The organism is Desulfitobacterium nosdiversum (assembly GCF_049860565.1).
Taxonomy (GTDB): domain Bacteria; phylum Bacillota; class Desulfitobacteriia; order Desulfitobacteriales; family Desulfitobacteriaceae; genus Desulfitobacterium_A; species Desulfitobacterium_A nosdiversum.
The window spans coordinates 179,886-197,886 of the sequence record NZ_CP172056.1 but is presented as its reverse complement, the minus strand read 5'-3'; the positions used below and the strand labels follow the sequence as shown (position 1 = coordinate 197,886).

General features: G+C 40.3%; 15 protein-coding genes and 2 pseudogenes. 16 read left to right on the top strand and 1 reads right to left on the bottom strand.

The window, feature by feature from the left end:
- Nucleotides 1-291 precede the first annotated feature (291 nt).
- From ACHOLT_RS00995 to ACHOLT_RS00930, 14 genes and pseudogenes are all read left to right on the top strand, one after another.
- On the top strand, nucleotides 292-1,437 hold the full coding sequence (locus ACHOLT_RS00995) for an AAA family ATPase (protein ID WP_425805187.1): 1,146 nt from the start codon (nucleotides 292-294) through the stop codon (nucleotides 1,435-1,437).
- A complete protein-coding gene (locus ACHOLT_RS00990) occupies nucleotides 1,430-3,643 on the top strand; it encodes a S8 family peptidase (protein ID WP_425805186.1) in 2,214 nt (737 codons plus the stop codon). Before ACHOLT_RS00995 ends, ACHOLT_RS00990 begins: the two co-directional genes overlap by 8 nt.
- A gap of 523 nt (nucleotides 3,644-4,166) precedes the next feature.
- Nucleotides 4,167-4,508 carry a transposase gene (locus ACHOLT_RS00985; RefSeq protein ID WP_425800489.1) on the top strand — a complete coding sequence of 114 codons (342 nt, stop codon included), beginning with the start codon at nucleotides 4,167-4,169 and terminating at the stop codon, nucleotides 4,506-4,508.
- Nucleotides 4,505-5,344 carry an IS3 family transposase gene (locus ACHOLT_RS00980; RefSeq protein ID WP_425800491.1) on the top strand — a complete coding sequence of 280 codons (840 nt, stop codon included), beginning with the start codon at nucleotides 4,505-4,507 and terminating at the stop codon, nucleotides 5,342-5,344. Before ACHOLT_RS00985 ends, ACHOLT_RS00980 begins: the two co-directional genes overlap by 4 nt.
- A gap of 190 nt (nucleotides 5,345-5,534) precedes the next feature.
- Nucleotides 5,535-6,437, top strand: coding sequence for a zeta toxin family protein (locus ACHOLT_RS00975; protein WP_425805185.1), 903 nt, complete (start codon nucleotides 5,535-5,537; stop codon nucleotides 6,435-6,437).
- Between the two features lie 2 nt (nucleotides 6,438-6,439).
- On the top strand, nucleotides 6,440-6,841 hold the full coding sequence (locus ACHOLT_RS00970) for a hypothetical protein (protein WP_425805182.1): 402 nt from the start codon (nucleotides 6,440-6,442) through the stop codon (nucleotides 6,839-6,841).
- Between the two features lie 959 nt (nucleotides 6,842-7,800).
- Nucleotides 7,801-8,589, top strand: a complete 789-nt coding sequence (locus ACHOLT_RS00965) for an electron transfer flavoprotein subunit beta/FixA family protein (protein ID WP_425805180.1) — start codon at nucleotides 7,801-7,803, stop codon at nucleotides 8,587-8,589.
- A gap of 18 nt (nucleotides 8,590-8,607) precedes the next feature.
- A complete protein-coding gene (locus tag ACHOLT_RS00960) occupies nucleotides 8,608-9,612 on the top strand; it encodes an electron transfer flavoprotein subunit alpha/FixB family protein (protein ID WP_425805177.1) in 1,005 nt (334 codons plus the stop codon).
- Between the two features lie 212 nt (nucleotides 9,613-9,824).
- Entirely contained in the window at nucleotides 9,825-11,108 is a 1,284-nt protein-coding gene (locus tag ACHOLT_RS00955) for an FAD-dependent oxidoreductase (protein WP_425805174.1), read from the top strand.
- Nucleotides 11,105-11,407: a ferredoxin family protein gene (locus ACHOLT_RS00950; protein ID WP_425805172.1), complete on the top strand. Its 303-nt coding sequence runs from the start codon at nucleotides 11,105-11,107 to the stop codon at nucleotides 11,405-11,407. Before ACHOLT_RS00955 ends, ACHOLT_RS00950 begins: the two co-directional genes overlap by 4 nt.
- Before the next feature lie 206 nt (nucleotides 11,408-11,613).
- A complete protein-coding gene (locus tag ACHOLT_RS00945) occupies nucleotides 11,614-11,811 on the top strand; it encodes a hypothetical protein (protein ID WP_425805169.1) in 198 nt (65 codons plus the stop codon).
- A gap of 576 nt (nucleotides 11,812-12,387) precedes the next feature.
- Nucleotides 12,388-12,708, top strand: a pseudogene (locus tag ACHOLT_RS00940) (transposase); the annotation flags it as partial.
- Nucleotides 12,709-12,904: 196 nt separating this feature from the next.
- Nucleotides 12,905-14,362 carry a two-component system sensor histidine kinase NtrB gene (locus ACHOLT_RS00935; protein WP_425805166.1) on the top strand — a complete coding sequence of 486 codons (1,458 nt, stop codon included), beginning with the start codon at nucleotides 12,905-12,907 and terminating at the stop codon, nucleotides 14,360-14,362.
- On the top strand, nucleotides 14,359-15,699 hold the full coding sequence (locus tag ACHOLT_RS00930; RefSeq protein ID WP_425805164.1) for a sigma-54-dependent transcriptional regulator: 1,341 nt from the start codon (nucleotides 14,359-14,361) through the stop codon (nucleotides 15,697-15,699). The genes ACHOLT_RS00935 and ACHOLT_RS00930 overlap by 4 nt, the downstream gene beginning before the upstream one ends.
- A gap of 401 nt (nucleotides 15,700-16,100) precedes the next feature.
- Here the strand turns inward: ACHOLT_RS00930 and ACHOLT_RS00925 are convergent, their stop codons facing one another.
- The gene (locus ACHOLT_RS00925; protein ID WP_425805162.1) at nucleotides 16,101-16,232 is read right to left on the bottom strand and encodes a hypothetical protein; all 132 of its coding nucleotides are present in this window, start codon (nucleotides 16,230-16,232) and stop codon (nucleotides 16,101-16,103) included.
- On the opposite strand from ACHOLT_RS00925, the pseudogene ACHOLT_RS00920 reads away from it, so the two are divergent.
- Together ACHOLT_RS00920 and ACHOLT_RS00915 are read left to right on the top strand one after the other, a co-directional pair.
- A pseudogene (locus ACHOLT_RS00920) lies at nucleotides 16,197-16,360 on the top strand (IS5/IS1182 family transposase); the annotation flags it as partial. The gene ACHOLT_RS00925 and the pseudogene ACHOLT_RS00920 sit on opposite strands and share 36 nt — an antisense overlap.
- Before the next feature lie 453 nt (nucleotides 16,361-16,813).
- The gene (locus ACHOLT_RS00915) at nucleotides 16,814-17,959 is read left to right on the top strand and encodes an acyl-CoA dehydrogenase family protein (protein WP_425805159.1); all 1,146 of its coding nucleotides are present in this window, start codon (nucleotides 16,814-16,816) and stop codon (nucleotides 17,957-17,959) included.
- Nucleotides 17,960-18,001: the final 42 nt, after the last annotated feature.

The window sequence follows — 18,001 nt, the reverse complement described above, 5'->3', positions numbered from 1 at the left end:
TGAGCTAGAATGACAAAGAGGCAAAATATAATTTAGAGAATGGGACCCACTCATGAAAAGATGGGAAAAGGTATCACATGCGTAGCAGACGAATTGAAAAAACTGAGAGCTTTTAAATAACTTGAAATTTGAATCCGCCTTAAGTTTTATGGCTCCTGAGTTATAGGGATCTTTTTCCGTTTTTTGTTAAGCGTACGATAGTGTACGAAAATTATTGACATTCATATGAACATAAATTAGAATTATATTGTATCTGTACGAATAAGTACGATTATATAGGAGCGAAATAATATGAAAGCTAATTTGATTGAGAATCTAATAGTTTCTCATTGTACCGGCGATGAGAGTAAATTCTCAGATGCTGTTTATGAATTAATAAAAGATGAAGAGAAGAAGGGCAATGTTCCTTTGGCCACTCGATTAAGAAAGGCATATGAAACAAAGCAAAAGAATAAATCAGAGCCTGAATTTTATGTAAGTTCAGCTAGTTTTGCGCCTCAAGCAGTACAAGGATTTGCTCCGAGAGATAAAGATAGTCTGTTGGAGTTGTACGAAATTGTTCACTCAAACGTAATATTAGAGGATGTAATCTTACCAGAAAGCCAGAAAAGTGCATTAGAGCAGTTGATTGAAGAACAAAAAAATGCTGATGCTTTAAATAAACATAATATTGAACCATCAAATAGGTTGTTGTTGTGTGGACCTCCTGGTTGTGGAAAAACGATGACCGCATATGCCATAGGTGAAGCTCTGGGTTTGCCAATTGCATATGTTAGGCTAGATGGCCTAGTATCATCGTATTTAGGCCAAACCAGTACCAATTTGCGAAAAGTGTTCGACTCTGTACGAAATCAGAGAATTATTTTATTTTTAGACGAGTTTGATGCAATAGCAAAAAAGAGAGATGACTCAAATGAGCTAGGTGAGTTAAAACGCGTAGTCACTACTTTGTTGCAAAATTTCGACAATATGCCGAGCAATGTGTTGCTAATAGCTGCCACAAATCATGAGCATTTACTTGATTCTGCAATATGGAGAAGATTTAATCTGACAATCACTATGGAATTACCGAATGAAGTGCAACGGTTAACTTTACTTCAAAAGTGGATTAAAGAATATACAATTGATGAATTTCTTGATTATGAAAACTTAGCAAAAATTACTGAAGGCTTAAATGGTGCTCAAATCAAAGAACTTACAAAGTCTGCAGCCAAAAAATACTATATTAATAAAGAGTTAAAAACTGAAGACATCATAGCAATTTTTATACAGCAGCAAACGATGTATTCAGGTAGCAATGATGATGCTATGAAATTACTTAGTGATATGAATAATAAAGGGGTTTCACTTAGAACGTTAGCAAAAGCGATTGGTGTCACGCATTCCACATTAGATTACAGAATTAAAAAGTATAGGGGGGAACAAATAGATGAGTAATGAAGATCAGAAACAACACTTGTGGATTCCATTTGAGGAAGTTGAAGAAGTTCCTAAGAAACCCATGAATATTCCTGAAGACAGAGGGCTGGATCATACTGAACATGGCTCTAAATTATCGCAGGGACTTATGGAAATCATGTCTGCCTATGATAAGTTGAAGTCAGGCGATTCTTTAAGTGAAGAAGATATTATGGTTTTTAAACTTGTACTTCCGGAAGGTGAAACTGTAGCAGGACAACAGAAATTTATTGAAAATGAAGGTATGAAAATCAATGCGGTAAAAGACAGCCGTCATGCTATTGTAACTTCCAGTAAGTCAATGTTTCAAAGGCTTAGAGGTCGTGTCGGAACCTATAAAGATCAGGACAAATTAAAGGGCTATCAATATATTGAAGGGTTTGAGCTCTATTCAGCAGAGGAAAAACAAGCGACATCCCTGAAGCATTATTTAGAACAGCAGAAAGACGTACTTACAATTGATATCCAAATGATGTTTATTCCCCATCTTGACAAAGAAATTCAATCTAAAGCTGTAATAAAACTGGGAGAAAAGATTCGACAAATCGAAGGAAAGTTACAGAGAGAGCCTTATCAATTATCCGATGGAACAGCGGTTATAAGAGCTTTAGTTCCTATGTCAAGTATTAACAATTTGGCAAACGATGGCGCGATCTATCGAATTGAGCAAACTACATTTTTTCAGATTATGACTCCAAGTGCACTGAATCCTTTTAGTTCTGCTCTAAATATAGATCCAGATGTGGATATTGATTCTTTACCTGTAGTAGCTGTGCTGGATACGGGAATTGAATTCCCTCCGGAGCTAGAGCAATTAGTTCCTATCCACTGGGAAGCGCCCAATTGTAATGGGTTTAGACATTATCATGGTACAGGTGTGGCAAGCAAAGTTGTATTTTCACATATAGGGTTGCAGTTAACTAATGAATATCTTGTACCTAGAGCTAAGGTTATCGACTGTAAGATCTACGATCAGTCAAATAACGCACAAGATGTGATGGTTGAAAGAATAAGAGAAGCTGTAAAGAACTTTGCTTCTATTACAAAAATATTTAACTTATCTTCCAATATAAAAAAACCCATAGAGGGGGACGAACTAAGCATCTTGGGATATGAGTTGGATGTTTTAATGTCAAGATACAAAGTGAAATTTGTTATTTCAGCTGGAAATCATAGCCTTGTAGCAAGCTGCTCAACGCTTGAAGAGATATTGGAAGATGATGAAATTAGAATAGCAGAGCCAGCGGATGCAATGTTGGGTATTACAGTTGGTTCAATAGTAGGAACGCAACACGAACCCAGTGTAAGTAAAGTCAATGATATTGCACCTTATTCAAGGATTGGTCCTGGATTCGCAGGATTTTACAAGCCGGATTTAGTTACTTACGGGGCAACACAGTATTCTGATACAAGCGTCCCAAGGGATCCTTTCTCGATTATACTAGTTCCAGGCGGCGGTCTTTTTTCTGATTGTGGGACTAGCTATACTGCTCCAGTCGTAGCTGGAGATCTGGCTGAGTTAGCTTCGATAGTTCCTGAGAACGATATCTTCTTGGCTCAAGCGCTGTTATATAATGGAGCTCAACAGCTTTGGGATACGAAAAAAATGACACAGGAAGAAGCAGACTATATTGGGAATTTATATGGTAGAGGTATTTCAGCGCCTCATATTAGCAAATTTTCTTCACCTCATAAAGTTTCGTTTCTTAGAACGGGAAAGTTAAATAGACTCACAAAGCAACGCGTTAAATTCCATGTGCCTACTATACAAGCCAAAGCTAGTGGAAATAACACAACAAGAGTGACAATTACGTGTATCACTGATCCGCCAATTGACAAGACAAAAGGAAGCGATTATTTAGGTGCCTACATTCGTGCTTCTATACACAAGTTGGATAAAAACGGCAAGAATGTTAGCGCTAATCCGAAAGTCAGTGACAATATGAATAAGTGGGATACATGTTATCATTTCTCAAATACATATTCTGTATTTTCTGCAGGTAGTTGGGAAGTGTGGCTTGAATTATTCACCCGATGGGGAATAGAAAACGATGATGAAATCCCTTATGCTCTGGTAATCACCGTTGAGGATTTAACCCAGGAAAATGATATCTACTCAGCAATTGTGAGAGAAACAGCCGGAAGATTCCAGCCAATTAATAAGGTAAGAGTCGCAGTGCGATAATAGAAGAAGCCAGTCTAGATGATTGGCTTCTAATTTTTTATTTTGGGTTTACATCTTAAGAATTCAATATTACTGATTAAAGCTTTTAATTCCTCTTCTGTTAAATCTTGTGGAAGCGCTGCTATACTAGATAAAAAGTGAACTGGTAAAGGGGAACCCCATCTCTAGGTTACATGATTGATATTAAAAAGGTGTGATATGCCTATATCAAATTAAAAGAAATCTCGGTCGAAGAGGATAATTCCTACGCTCTAAGGATTAATCATAGCGTATACGGTCTTAAAGTTGTTCCATTGCAGGACTACAAGGATATATCCCCATGTTCTAAAGAATTTTGTTAAGCTAACACTTGAGAAGAAACTAGCCCATTCACCCGGTGCTTCGATGGATGATGAGATAATATACACATAAAAACTGATCCTGCCGAAATATATTAAACCGGAAAAGAAAAAAGCACCGATTCTGAACTGCACCCCCAAAGTTAGACAGTATGATATACTAAAATAACTTTGGGGGTGTTTTCATGCCAAAAGGAACTCCATTTTCGGGAGAATTTAAACAAAAAGTAATAGAAGATATGCAAACAAATAGGCTAAGTTATCGTGAAACGGCTAAGAAATACGATCTACCAAACCATGAACCCATAAGAAAATGGGAGCGAATTTATTTGACGGAAGGCGTTGAGGGGCTTTATATAGACCGCCGGGGTCGCAAAAGCGCAGGAAGACCTGTGAAGCTCGGCAAAAAAGTTGAGGAAGACTTAATTGCTGAAGTCCAACGTCTGCGGGCGGAGAACGATTACCTAAAAAAATTGAATGCCTTGGTTTCCGAGAGGGTACAGCGAGAGAAAAGACACAAGTCGTGACGGAACTGAGGCAGAAACATAAGCTCGATGTACTCCTCGTCGTAGCCAAGCTTCCGCGCGCTACGTATTATTACAATCTTAAGCAACTATCAGTTTCGGATAAATACACCGAAGTTAAAGAACAAATAACCTCGATTTATACTGAAAACAAAGGTAGATTTGGTTATCGGAGAATTACCATGGAACTGCGCAATCGCGGTAATATCGTCAATCACAAGACCGTTCAGCGTCTGATGAAAGCACTGGGCATTACCTGCCATGTTAGGATGAAGAAATATCACTCTTATAAGGGTGAAGTGGGCAAGGTAGCGCCGAATCTTCTGGAACGTGACTTTGAGGCGGAGAAGCCAAACTTGAAATGGGTTACTGATGTCACAGAGTTCAGCCTGTTTGGTCAGAAACTCTATCTGTCCCCAATTCTAGATTTGTGCAGCAGAGATATCGTCAGTTACACCATTTCGGATAGGCCGGTTTTGTCCATGGTAACGAGCATGCTGGGCAAAGCGTTTTCAGCAATTCCGGACAGCACAAACCTTATTCTCCACTCGGATCAGGGCTGGCAGTACCAACATAAGGTGTATCAGCGAATGTTGGAAGTGAAGGGCATTCGGCAAAGCATGAGCCGAAAGGGCAACTGTCTGGATAATGCCGTGATAGAAAACTTCTTTGGCCTACTTAAAAGTGAACTTCTGTATCTACAGAAATTTGAATCGATGGACCATTTTAAAAATGAACTCATCGACTATCTCGATTACTACAATAATCGCCGTATCAAAGTAAAGCTAAAGGGTTTGCCGCCTGCTTTACACAGACAGCAAACCCTCTTGGCTGCTTAATAAAATACTCGTCTAACTTTTTGGGGTCACTTCATTCTTATGGACGTTGCTTTTGCCCTCATTATGACTATAGATCGAGCTATCAGGAATAGGCCAATATATATGGATCGGTCTATGACGGATAGTGACATTCATATTTGAGAATTGACAATATTCTACATATAAGTTAACCTTTATTAAGGGGGAGATTATGATGTTACCGTATTGTAGAATGCTCTGTTCCGATGTTGATGTGGAATATTTCGTAGATAATATTTTAAGAATTGATCCCAACGAAAAGAGAGAGGCTATTAATTCAATCACTTCAGCAGAAAGAAATATGCAAGGGTACGATTGGGTTCAGACCTCGACTTATAAGGACTATCGAGATTTTGAATATAGAGATGAAAAAATTAGAGAACAGTTAAGGGCATCGATTGTGAATGAACTTATCGTTCAAAAGCGGTTGGACGATGATAATGCAATAACATTGGGGAATGGCGGTGCCGCTCCTAAAACACAGCTTAAGGCTGAAAAGAAGATGTTTTATGTTATTGGACCCCCTGCTGCCGGGAAATCGGGAATATCAAATAAAATTGCTGATGCTATTGGAGGATATATATTAGATTCAGACTATGCCAAGAGGAAATTACCAGAATACAAAAATCAAATAGCCGGTGCGTCTCTTGTACATGATGAATCTGATCAATTAATTTTTTCATATAACAAAGGTAATTTATTAGAACATTGCATTGAGAAAAATTACAATATTGTAATACCGAAAATCGGGTATCTACTAAAAAAGGTAGAAGACTTTTGTGGTATAATGAAAAAAATAGGGTATTCAGTTTTCCTCATCTCGGTAGACATAGACAGGGCTAAAGCTACACAAAGAGCATATAATAGATTTAAAGAAAGTGGTAGATACGTTCCGTTATCAGCGATTTTTGATGCATATGCTAATGAACCTACTTTGACTTATTTTAGGCTTAAGCAAATGGATTCTGATGGTATATTTGATGGTTTTGCACAAATTTCTACTGATGTTTTTCCTCCAACTTTAAAAGAACAAGTAAATTTAGAGATGCTTGTTGACTTGTTTAAGGAGGTATGATTATGCTCAGAAAAGGACAAGCGGTTAAAAGTGGAAGGTCGACAAGATACAAATGTGGTAGTTATAATCCTTTAGGAGTTAGGCTCAATACGGTTGCGAGTATTTCCGATATGGACATTATGAGTATTAGGGTAATAGGAACTAGAAAAAGAGTTAATAAAAAAAATGTAGCGGGCCGAACCGCATGGAACAGGAGAGCATATATAAAGATTGAATCGCAAGAAGAAATAAATGCTCTTAAAAAGGCTTTAGTAGTACCAGAAGCACAAATGCAAACATCTGGGTTTACTGATAATAGAAAAGCACAAATGATAACTGCAACAAAAGTTTACTGTAATATGATTTCACAAGAAGAAAGAGATATTGACCGAACTATTGAAATGTTAAAAAGGTATATCCGATAATAAAAGCACTCCATTTGGGGTGCTTTTATATTGCAGCTATTGGGAAATCATTTCTTTCTCAATTACACGAAATCGGAAGATATGGAATGTTAAGATTATAGCCCTGCCAGTTTAGAATAGTTCCTTTGATTATTGCCAACTCCTCATGGACATTTAACTCCGAGGCGATTCGAGCGGAAGTATAATTCATATCGGCACATTCAAAAAAGTCGTGTCATCGATAAGCAGCTGGGCAGCTGTGACGATCAGTGAAAAAAGGGAAGATGAGCTCTAAAAAATGTGGATTTTGGTATCCCTGTCCTGCTTTTTGGTTTCCTTATAATTAGAGATTATGGGCAAGGACTACCCTAACTCTAATTATAAAGAGTTTTTGTTATTATTACAGGTCTTCTAGTGTTTTTTTATGGTTTTCTCTGGCTTTCATTTACCAAACCCTTTTCTTTCTTTCATTATCCTAGTAATATGTCTCGGTTGGCTTGCTGAACAAGCCTTATTTAGTGCCCATTATTTCGTGAAGATTTTTCCCGCAGGAGAAAAAGTTTCCCATTTTCATAAGGAGCATTTACACTAAAATATTTCCGACTTCCTGTAATTTCAACAAAAAGAATAATCCTTTTATTGAAAATTTATCTGGCATGCTATTTGCATATATTAAGGATACAACCGAAGGGGGACGCTTCTTTGGGAAGTAAGGGATGGTTAAAAAGGGATGTCTTGACAAAGCGGGGGGATCGATCCCACGGTCGGAAGGGTAAGTGTGTAGCTTTACGGGATTGTCTTAGTGTATCCCTTCTGTTGTCTTTAAACCACGAGATAAAAGGTTGGGGGGAATCCACTGAGAGATGCCTAGCTGTTTTGGATTTTCGAAGGATCAAATCAAATTTAAAGGATGGTTATTGCGGTCAGATGGCATAAAAGAGTTTTAAAATTATCAAAGTAAACAGGGAGGAAAATACATTATGGAAATATTGGTTTGTGTAAAACAAGTACCTGATACTGCAGAAATAAAAGTTGATTCAGGAACAAATACAGTAGATGCAAGTGGGGCGCCAAAAATTCTGAATCCATTTGATGCGAATGCGGTTGAAGCAGCTGTGCAATTAAAGGAAGAACATGGTGGGAATGTGACTGTTCTTAGCATGGGAACAGAACAAACTAAAGCAGTTTTAAAGGCATGTATTTCAGTTGGGGCCGACAAGGCAGTATTACTGAACGATGATTTATTCAAAGACTCAGATACTTTTGCAACAAGTTATATTTTGGCTTCGGCAATAAAAAAATTAGGAAGCTTTGATCTTATTCTCTGTGGCAAGCAGGCTATCGATGGAGATTCAGGTCAAGTAGGGCCTCAAATAGCTGAGCATCTTGGGGTTGCTCAAATTACTTATGCGTCAAAAATTCAATACAAAGACAATAGGTTAGTTGTTAACCGCGAGCATGAGGATGGCTATGAAATCATTATGGCAAAACTTCCCGCCGTTTGTATTGTAGTAAATACAATAAACACGCCTAGATATGCAACTGTCAAGAGTAAAATGGCAGCGAATAAAGCTAAGATAGTTGTGTTGGCGGCTGCAGATTTGCCCGAACTCGACCAAACTATGATTGGTCTTGAAGGTTCACCTACAAAAACAATTGAAGTATTTACACCTCCTAAAAAAGCTTCAGGTATCAAAATAAAAGAAGGAACAGGGAATGAATCTGGAATTAAATTGGCGAAGATGCTTATTTCAGAAAGGGTCATTTAATTAGAGGGAGGGTTAAGCATGGACATTAAGGATTTTAAAAATGTATGGGTATATGTCGAGTCTATTCAGGGAAAAGCCAAAAATGTTAGTTTAGAGCTTATTAACGAAGGTAATGCCTTAGCAGAGAAAACTACTGAAAAGCTGGTTGCAATTGTAATAGGAAAAGAAGTAGAGGAAGTTGCGAAAGAAGCAATAGCTTATGGTGCCGACGAAGCTATCTTAGTCGAAGGAGAAGAGTATCAGGAATACAATACTGATGGGTATACCAATGTTATGGCTAATTTAATAGAAAAATATAAGCCATCAGTTATATTATTAGGTGCAACTAATAACGGTAAAGATTTAGCTGCAAGAGTAGCTTGTAGAGTAAAGACAGGTTTGGTAGCAGATTGCTCTGATTTAGAAGTCGATTCGGAAAGCAAAGAAATAACTTGGACTAGACCAATTATGAGTGGAAGGGCCCTAAGTAAGGTTACATGTAGAACTAGGCCTCAAATGGGGACAGTGAGACAGGGTGCGTTTGATAAGACTCAGGCGGATAATAGCAAACCTGTCAACATTATTCGTGAGGAAATTAGGACTTCAGCAAAAGAAATCAGAACTAAGCTTGTAGATTTTGTTAATTCAGGGGTCACAGGGATGAAGCTCGAAGACGCTGAAGTCATCGTATCTGGAGGCGCAGGCTTGGGTAAAGCTGAAGGTTTCGCACTTCTCCAAGAACTTGCAGATGAGTTAGGTGGCGCGGTCGGGGCATCAAGAGCGTGTATTGATGCAGAATGGATTCCGGCCAATTGTCAGGTGGGTCAATCAGGGAAGACTGTTTCTCCTAAACTTTACATTGCTTGTGGAATTTCAGGGGCAATTCAACACTTGGCAGGGATGTCTTCCTCTAAGGTTATTGTAGCTATTAACAAAGATCCGGATGCGCAATTTTTTGAAATTGCCGATTATTGTGTCGTAGGAGATTTGTATGAAGTAGTACCAGCCCTTCTCGATGAAATAAATAAGCATAAAGCGAGATAGCTGTTATTGAGTTTCTCCACTATATAAGAATTTAATGCAAGGAAAAGGCGGACCAGCTATTACGCACGCCGGATTATGTAATAGGGGTCAGAAATGTGTATTTCGCGGGATTGCTCGCGTTGTTACGGGAGGTATTATACTAAAAAAATTAATATCACAATATACCAGCTGTAAACATTTTAAAACTTTGACAATGGAAGGAGAAAAGTTTTTTGAGTGAGGATAAATCCCAGGTAATAATAATTGGCGGAGGAATAGCAGGATCCGCAGCAGCTTATCGTCTGGCAAAGGCGGGACGGGAAGTATTGGTTGTTGAAAAGGGAGAGACTCCTGGAGCGAAGAACATGACCGGCGGGCGACTATATACTTATGCACTTGAAAACCTGATGCCTGGAGAATGGGCTGATGCTCCGCTTGAACGTGAGGTAACGAGAGAAATTCTAATGATGATGACGGTTGACGATAGCTTCGCTGTTGATTCTACCTTTGGATCATTAAGTCAGCAATCATATTCAGTATTAAGATCTAAGTTTGATGCTTGGCTAGCATCAAAGGCTGAAGAAGTAGGAGCCATGATGATTCCGGGTAGTACGGTTACAGGTTTAATTATAAAGGATGGGAAAGTTTCCGGAATAAAGATTGATGACGAAGAACTGGAAGCTGACCTCGTTATAAGTGCCGAAGGAGTAAATGCTCTTGTTGCTGAAAGGGCTGGATTGATCAAACCTGTAAATGTAAAAGATATTGCTGTCGGATTAAAGTATGTATACAAGCTTTCAGAATCGGCGATCAATGAACGTTTTAATACCGTAAGCGGTAAAGGTGTTGCTATGTTATGTGCTGGAGAATGCAACAAGGGGATCAGTGGAGGTGCATTTCTCTATACCAACAAAGAGAGTATCTCCATAGGCCTGGTTGTCGATACCCAGGGTTGGAAAGATTCCAAATTGCCTTTAGTTGAGGTGGCAGAAGAGTTTAAACAACATCAAGCATTAGCACGTTACATTGAAGGTGGAGAGTTGATCGAATATTCAGCACATCTCATTCCTGAAGGAGGATATCAATCTTTGCCGCAGCTATACTCTGATGGATTTATCGTGACAGGTGACGCTGCAGGATTCGTTGTCAATAGAGGTTTGACAGTTCGGGGCATGGATTATGCGATTATGTCAGGGATTGCAGCAGCTGAGACAGCTAATGAAGCAATTGAGGCTGACGACTATTCTAAGAATTTTTTAAAACGCTATGAAGATAAGCTTAAACCATTGGTCTTAAAAGACTTAGAAACATTAAAAAATTCCCATGATTATATAGCTCATACCCATCATATGTTCACCACATATCCTACATTAATTACCGACATAATGAAAAATATATATGAAGTTGATGGGAATCCCACCAAACGAATCACGGGGTTGGTTAAGCAATCTATCGTAGGTAAAGTGCATTATTTTGATGTCTTTAAAGACATTCTCAAAGGAGGCAAGTCCTTGTGAAAATTTTATCGATGGATGAACGTTTGGCCAAGAATCGTTTTGACAGTGATGATCAAAATCCACATATTATTGTTGACAAAATTGCTTGTAAGACATGCGATCACCGGGCTTGTACCTATTGTTGTCCAGCAGAACGATATAAGTGGGATAAGGTTAACGATAAGCTAAGCTTTGACCATGTAGGATGTCTGGAATGCGGGAACTGTCGATTTGTTTGTGAGCGACTGAATAAGAGTATTCCAGGATATTCATGGAATTATCCGCCACTCGGAAAAGGTATCATTTACCGCGAAGGTTAGGATGTCAGATATTTAGGGATTGTTTTTAAGAATTGCTGATCTATCCCATGCTTATCAACGTGGCTTGTTCCATATCAGGATTTGGAAAAAACTGATACAAATATCGAACGCAAAAAAAATTAATATCGCTACAAGTTGTTGATATGCTCGCCAAAAGGTAGATAGATTAAATAATAAAAATCTGTTACTGGAAGGGGAGCATTTCAATGCCCAAAAGAAGCAAATACACAGCAGAAGAAAAGTATGAAATTTTAATGCCTATGAGGATGGATAGGAACAATGGGCGAAATTGCTTTGATGTACAAAATCAACAGAAGAACAACAATGAATTAGCGATATACATCTCGAAAATATGGGACAGATGGGTTAAGAGAATCCAAGACATGGAAGAGATATTCAAATGAACTGAAGGAGAAGTTAGTAAGTGATTTTCTATTAGGAGATTATTCTCTGAGAGAAGTCGTGCGTAAGAGTGAAATATTCAGATATGTCCGTTTTGAGATGTTAGATAAACAAGTATTATGGTCATAGAAAATTAACGGCGACCGCGAAAGGAATGAGTCAATCTATGACAAAGGGAAGATCCACATCTTGGAAGGAATGAATTAAAATTGTACAGTATTGTATTGCTCATAACAATGACTTTCAAAATACTGCTGATACCTCAGTCACACATCTGGATGAAAATGAAAAGTTTCCCATTTCCCTTCTTTGCGATATTGAAAAGACTTATTTTCCTGTCTTAACCTGCTTAGGATCGCTTCCTTTCGAGTTCCTTCAATTTGTTTAAGAAGGTATTCACAGCCCTTAGCCTCTCATTTCTGCATCTTCTGAGTTGAATGAATGTGGATTGTGGAGTATTAGAAGGTTTCTAGGGTCTTTATGTCGAATTCTAATGCAAGGAAATATTAAGGAAAAGCTCAAAACCTTCGGCGTGTGCGCCAGCAGATGTTCACTATCCACAGATTGGGCCCCCCTTTTTTAATGAAAGTGGTAACTTACACAAAATGGTTAAAGACAACAAGAAGCTTAATCGACTATTATTCTGAAGCCGTTTTAGCAGATCAAATCTACGGTACAGTGATAACCAGTTTTTCAGCAAGAAAGAGGGTATTCGCTTGAGTGGGCTGCGTTTGGGACGACCGAAAATAGGCGAAATAAGGAGCAAAGAACGTATTTAATTTCAAGACATGGGAGAACGCAATACTGCAGAAGGCGGATTCGGGGTAGGCAAGCGAGAGTATGGTTTAGCCCGAATCATGGCGCATTTAAAAGAGAAGGCGAAGAGTGGTATTGTGCTATAATTCATTGTCATGAACTTGGAGCATCGGCTCAGGGTTTAACCTTTTTACATTTTCTTATTAAGAATGATATAGCTATTTCTTAGAAGAGCTGATTATGGAATAATTTAAGCTCTAGGGGATTTTCAGCAAACCCTAATTTGATACTTTTATGCTATGCTACTGTCATCTAATCCTATAACAAGGAGGGTTTTTGATGCTGTTTCCTGATATTACCTGTACACTGACTGATTCCTTGAAGAAGAACATGAAGTACGGGATCTATGATCTGGTGGAAGCGGATTTTATCGAAATCGTGACTGTGTACAAGGCGACTGGGGCGCTGCAGATAAACCGTGAAATTGAGAAGAAAACAGTGGATCATTCTGTGGTAGACTGTTTCCTGTCCACCCATATTAGCGATTTCCTTGCTGGTATTGTTTTTCGAAATGTAGAATATGAGGGCCACTTTTTTCATATGACCAGTAACAAGGAGGCCAAACCCTTCTTTGCATTCACTCTGCTCTGCCGGAAAGGGGTTCCCTTTCTGATGGAGAATTTGAAATGGATCGATATCTATACTGATTTGCACAATGAAGGTATCATTCTTGAGAATACGTTGAAACAGGAGCGTAATTTCCTTGATAGTGTAATTACCTGTTCCAGCTCATCTATTATTGCCTTGGATAGAAAATGTAAGGTGCTGAGCGCAAATCCTGCGGCAATAAAAATGTTTAATCTGGAAGGGAATAATCATATCTGTTTCCCGGATGAAGAAGAAGAGCGGGCATTCCGCGATGCGGTTGCCCTGGTAATGGGAGGTGGTACACTCCAGCGCTTCAAAACAAGAATCCTTCCACATAGGCATGGTGATAAAGTCATCAATGCTGTCCTTTCTCCCCTGCGGGATAGTAAGAATCGCATTGCAGGCGTAGTGGTAGTTGCCGTGGATATTACGGAAATTCAGCTTCTATCTCTAGAGGTGGAGCTGTTAAAGCAATATGGACTTCTAGGAGAGCTCTCAATGGGATTGGCGCATGACATAAAAAATCCTCTGATGAGTATTCAGGGCTGTGCGCAATTGCTGCAAAACCCCAAAGATCCGCAACGAAAGGCCGAGCTGATAAATATCATTCTCCATGAGGTTACACGTGTCAATGCGGTGGTAAATCAGATGCTGACTTTCGGGGATACGGTCAACAATCGAGAGAACAGCTTTGTGGACATCAAAGACGTTCTTCTTAAATGCACACAAATTATCGACAGGCAAAAAATGAAAAGGACGATTCATTTTACGTTTAACTTTACGGATGAACTGCCAAAGTTTTATGTAAATGAACTGCATTTCCGGCAGATTTTTCTGAATCTTATGCTTAATTCCCTCCAAGCCATTACCCAAGAGGGAGAAATCCGGATTAGCACCCGCTACTGTTCTGACGAGAAAAGTGTTTGTATAGAGATCGAAGATACTGGTACAGGTATTTCGGAAGAGAATTTATCTAAAATCTTTACTCCATACTTTACAACGAAAAAAAATGGTACCGGAATGGGACTACTCATAGTGAAGAGATCACTGGAAAAGTATAACGGAAAAATCTCTATCCAGTCGAAATTGGGACAAGGGACTCGTTGCCTGATTACACTTCCGGAAGTCAGAGAGAAGGACGAATTATGAGTGTAAGAATCTTAGTAGCAGACGATGAGCTCAGCATCTGCAGTGTGCTTGAAGAACGCCTAAACCAGGCTAGCTTTGAAGTCGTTGTCGCCAATAATGGGGCCGAGGCGATTGAACTGTGTGCTCAAAAGCTCTGTCAGGTTGCCGTCGTTGACTTACATATGCCTTGCTACAATGGGCTTCAATGCCTTCAGGCCATCCGCCAAGTTAACCCGAGTATTGTGGTAATCATAATAACTGCGTTTGCCACCATCGAAAGTGCGGTGGAGGCTATGCGCATGGGTGCCGATGATTACATCACAAAACCCTTCGATCTCGAATTGCTTGTAGAGAAGTTAAACAGGCTGTTAAAATTAAAACGGGTTTTACCTGAATCCAAGATAATGTCGGGTCAGGACTCGAAGCTGCTGGGAAACAGCTTGGCCGTGGCTAGTGTCCATAGAATGATTGAAAAGCTGGCGGACCTGTCTTGCACTGTACTAATTACCGGAGAAAGCGGGACAGGAAAAGGGCTCGTTGCAAGGGAACTGCACCGCAAGGGAAAGCGGGCCGGAAGGCCATTTGTTTATGTGGATTGCTCTTCACTACCCGGAAGCCTGATTGAAAGTGAGCTTTTTGGTTACGAAAAGGGGACGTTTACAGGTGCTATCTCAGCTCGAAAGGGAAAATTAGAAGCAGCAGAGGATGGAACCATCTTTTTGGACGAGATTGGTACCATGCCGATTGAGCATCAGGTAAAGCTACTCAATGTATTACAGGAGCGGGCAATCTATCATATGGGGAGCACACAGCCGATTAAGATCTCTGCCCGCTTTGTAGCGGCTACCAACGAGAACCTGGAGATAGCAGTATCCCAAGGCCGTTTTCGGGAGGATTTATATTATCGCTTGAATGTAGTTAATATTCATATTCCTCCTTTACGGCAAAGGAAGGAAGATATTCCAATGTTGGCGGACTATTTCTTTGCACGCTGTGCGGCTGAGAATTGCAGACCGCCCCTTACGATTGGTCCAGGGGTGATTGGTGCTCTCCGCACCTATGATTGGCCGGGCAATGTCCGGGAGCTGGGTAACATGATTGAGAGCATTGTGGTACTAACTGACGGGAGTGAAATCGGCTTAGAGGATCTGCCCAGCAAGTTCACCCATAATAACTGTACACCTTCTGTTGGGGGTCCTTCCGACGCCTCTTCCCTTTCGCTAAAGGAGCAAGAGCTTCAAATGATTATTTCTGCTCTAATCCGCAATGGAGGCCAAAGGGAAAAGACGGCGCAGGAATTGGGGATCACTCGACGAACTTTGCTTAATAAAATGAAAAAGCTGAATCTTGAATTTTAAATGGCAAATCTTGTGATAACCTCATATTTCTATGTGAATCATCCTAAGAATAATTTAAGGTAAAGGGGTCTTGCCTAGAATATTAACTTTACTAGTCAAGTCGACAGCATAAAGAAATAAAATGATTTGGTAGCCTCGGTTCGAACTTTCATCGGACTGAGGCGTTTAATTTTTCCGTAATCTTTCCTAATTGTAAAAATTGACGTAGTTATCAATGCCTTCTTAAAGGGCTTCAAAGGTCAGATATTTATGGAGATAATATTTCTCACACTTAGGTTGTTCTTCAGAATCCTTCCATTTATACATTGTCAATATACTTGCCAACACGCGACATAATCTGAGTCAGCACCATAAGATTCTAATCGTCTCCTAAAGCCACACGAGGTATATAGAAACCTCGGTCACTGTGGATTAGGTGTACTGGCTGGTTCAACTTGCAAGGCCAAATCCAAGGTTTTGAAAACAAAATTGTTGTTATTTGAATGAGCTAAAACAAAGGCGACAATGGATTTATCATGTCTAAGCCAATTCACAAAGGAAAACTGCTTCTGGATGAGAATGTGCTCCAGCGAATATCCGCTATTCAACTGATCTCTCTTTTTTAAATTAAACGTGAAAAAAGACCGAAGCGATGATAGATACACTGTACTATGAACCAATGGTCTTTGATTGGGTTTCCGCTGTTTAGCGACTGACAAGTCTTGTTTACAAGCTTTTTTACGGTAAGTGCGGGGTTTCTTATTGAGTCCTAGATTGACGCAATTTCGTCATTTAGTGCCCATTATTTTGCGAAAATTTTTCCCTCAGGGAGAAAAAGTTTCCCATTTTCATAAGGAGCAAGTTTACTAGAATATTTTCAAAATGCTCGTAATTTACAACAAAAAGATAATCCATTCTATTGGAAATTCATCTGGCATGCAATTTGCATTTATAAAGATGTAACCGAGGGGGGACGCTTCTTCGGGGAGTATGAGGATGGTTAAGAAGGGATGTACCTGACAAAGCGCGGGATCGATCCCACGGTCAGACGAGTAGGCCGTGCCTCGTTGGAGAGATTGTCTGGATGTATCCCATCCTGTCGTCTTCAAATCACTAAATTAGGAGGAATCCCAGTATGAACAATTACTATCACCTTTTAACAGAGGAACAGGAGGATCTGCGCCTTATGGTGCGGGAATTCGCAGACAAAGAAATCATTCCCACTGCGAAGGAATGTGACTTGCCCGGTACTTACCCGAAGGATCTGTTTCACAAGGCCTATGAGATGGGGCTGACTACCTTCACTCTGCCAGAGCGTTTTGGCGGCGGCGGCGGCGATATTTTCACCTGGTCGCTTATCAAGGAAGAATTGGCTCGCGGCGATGCTGGCTTTTCCGGCTCTATTGCAGTCTGCTATATGGCCTCAGTTCCTATCAAAATAGCGGGAACTGATTATCACATGAAAAAGCTCGCAGATGTACTAACTTCAGGAGGAAGCGCCTGCTTTGCACTGACTGAGGCCAGTGCAGGTTCCGACGCCGCCGCCATGCGCACCCATTATACACGTGAAGGAGAGTATTTTGTGCTCAACGGGCGAAAAAGCTTTATTACCAGCGCACCCGTTGCGGATATGTTTGTAGTCTTTGCTACTATGGATCCCACGCTTCGTGCCAAGGGCATTTCCGCATTCCTGGTTGATGGCCATTCACCGGGTGTCTCCATCGGTAAGGACGAGGATAAGATGGGTTTCCGCACCTCTATGACCAGTGATGTAATTTTCCAGGATGTAAAGGTACCCATCGCCAATCTGATCGGCAAAGAGGGGGAGGGTATGGAAATTGCCAAAGCCTCTTTGGGACGCACCCGGCCCTCTTCTGGTGCTGGCGCTGTGGGGAATGCCCAATACGCACTTGAGTGCGCGGTGGAATATTCCAAGGTTCGGACTACCTTTGGCAAACCTATCTGCAAAAACCAGGGTATCTCCTTTATGCTTGCAGACATGTACACCAAGCTGGAGGCCGCGCGCATGATGGTATGGCAATCCAGCAAATGTGCCGATGCTGGCATCTTTGACATGCGGTTGGCATCGGCGGCAAAAGCCTTCGCCGCCGATGCTGGTATGCAAGTCTGTACCGATGCCGTGCAGATTCTTGGCGGCTATGGCTATAGCAGAGAATATCCTGTGGAGAAGCGTTTTAGAGATGCCAAGCTGTACCAGATTTTTGAAGGAACAAATCAGATTCAGCGGATGGTTATCGCCGGTGACATTCTAAAGGGATGATTATTTCTGTATTTGAAATTGGATACCCGCAATAAGGCTTAA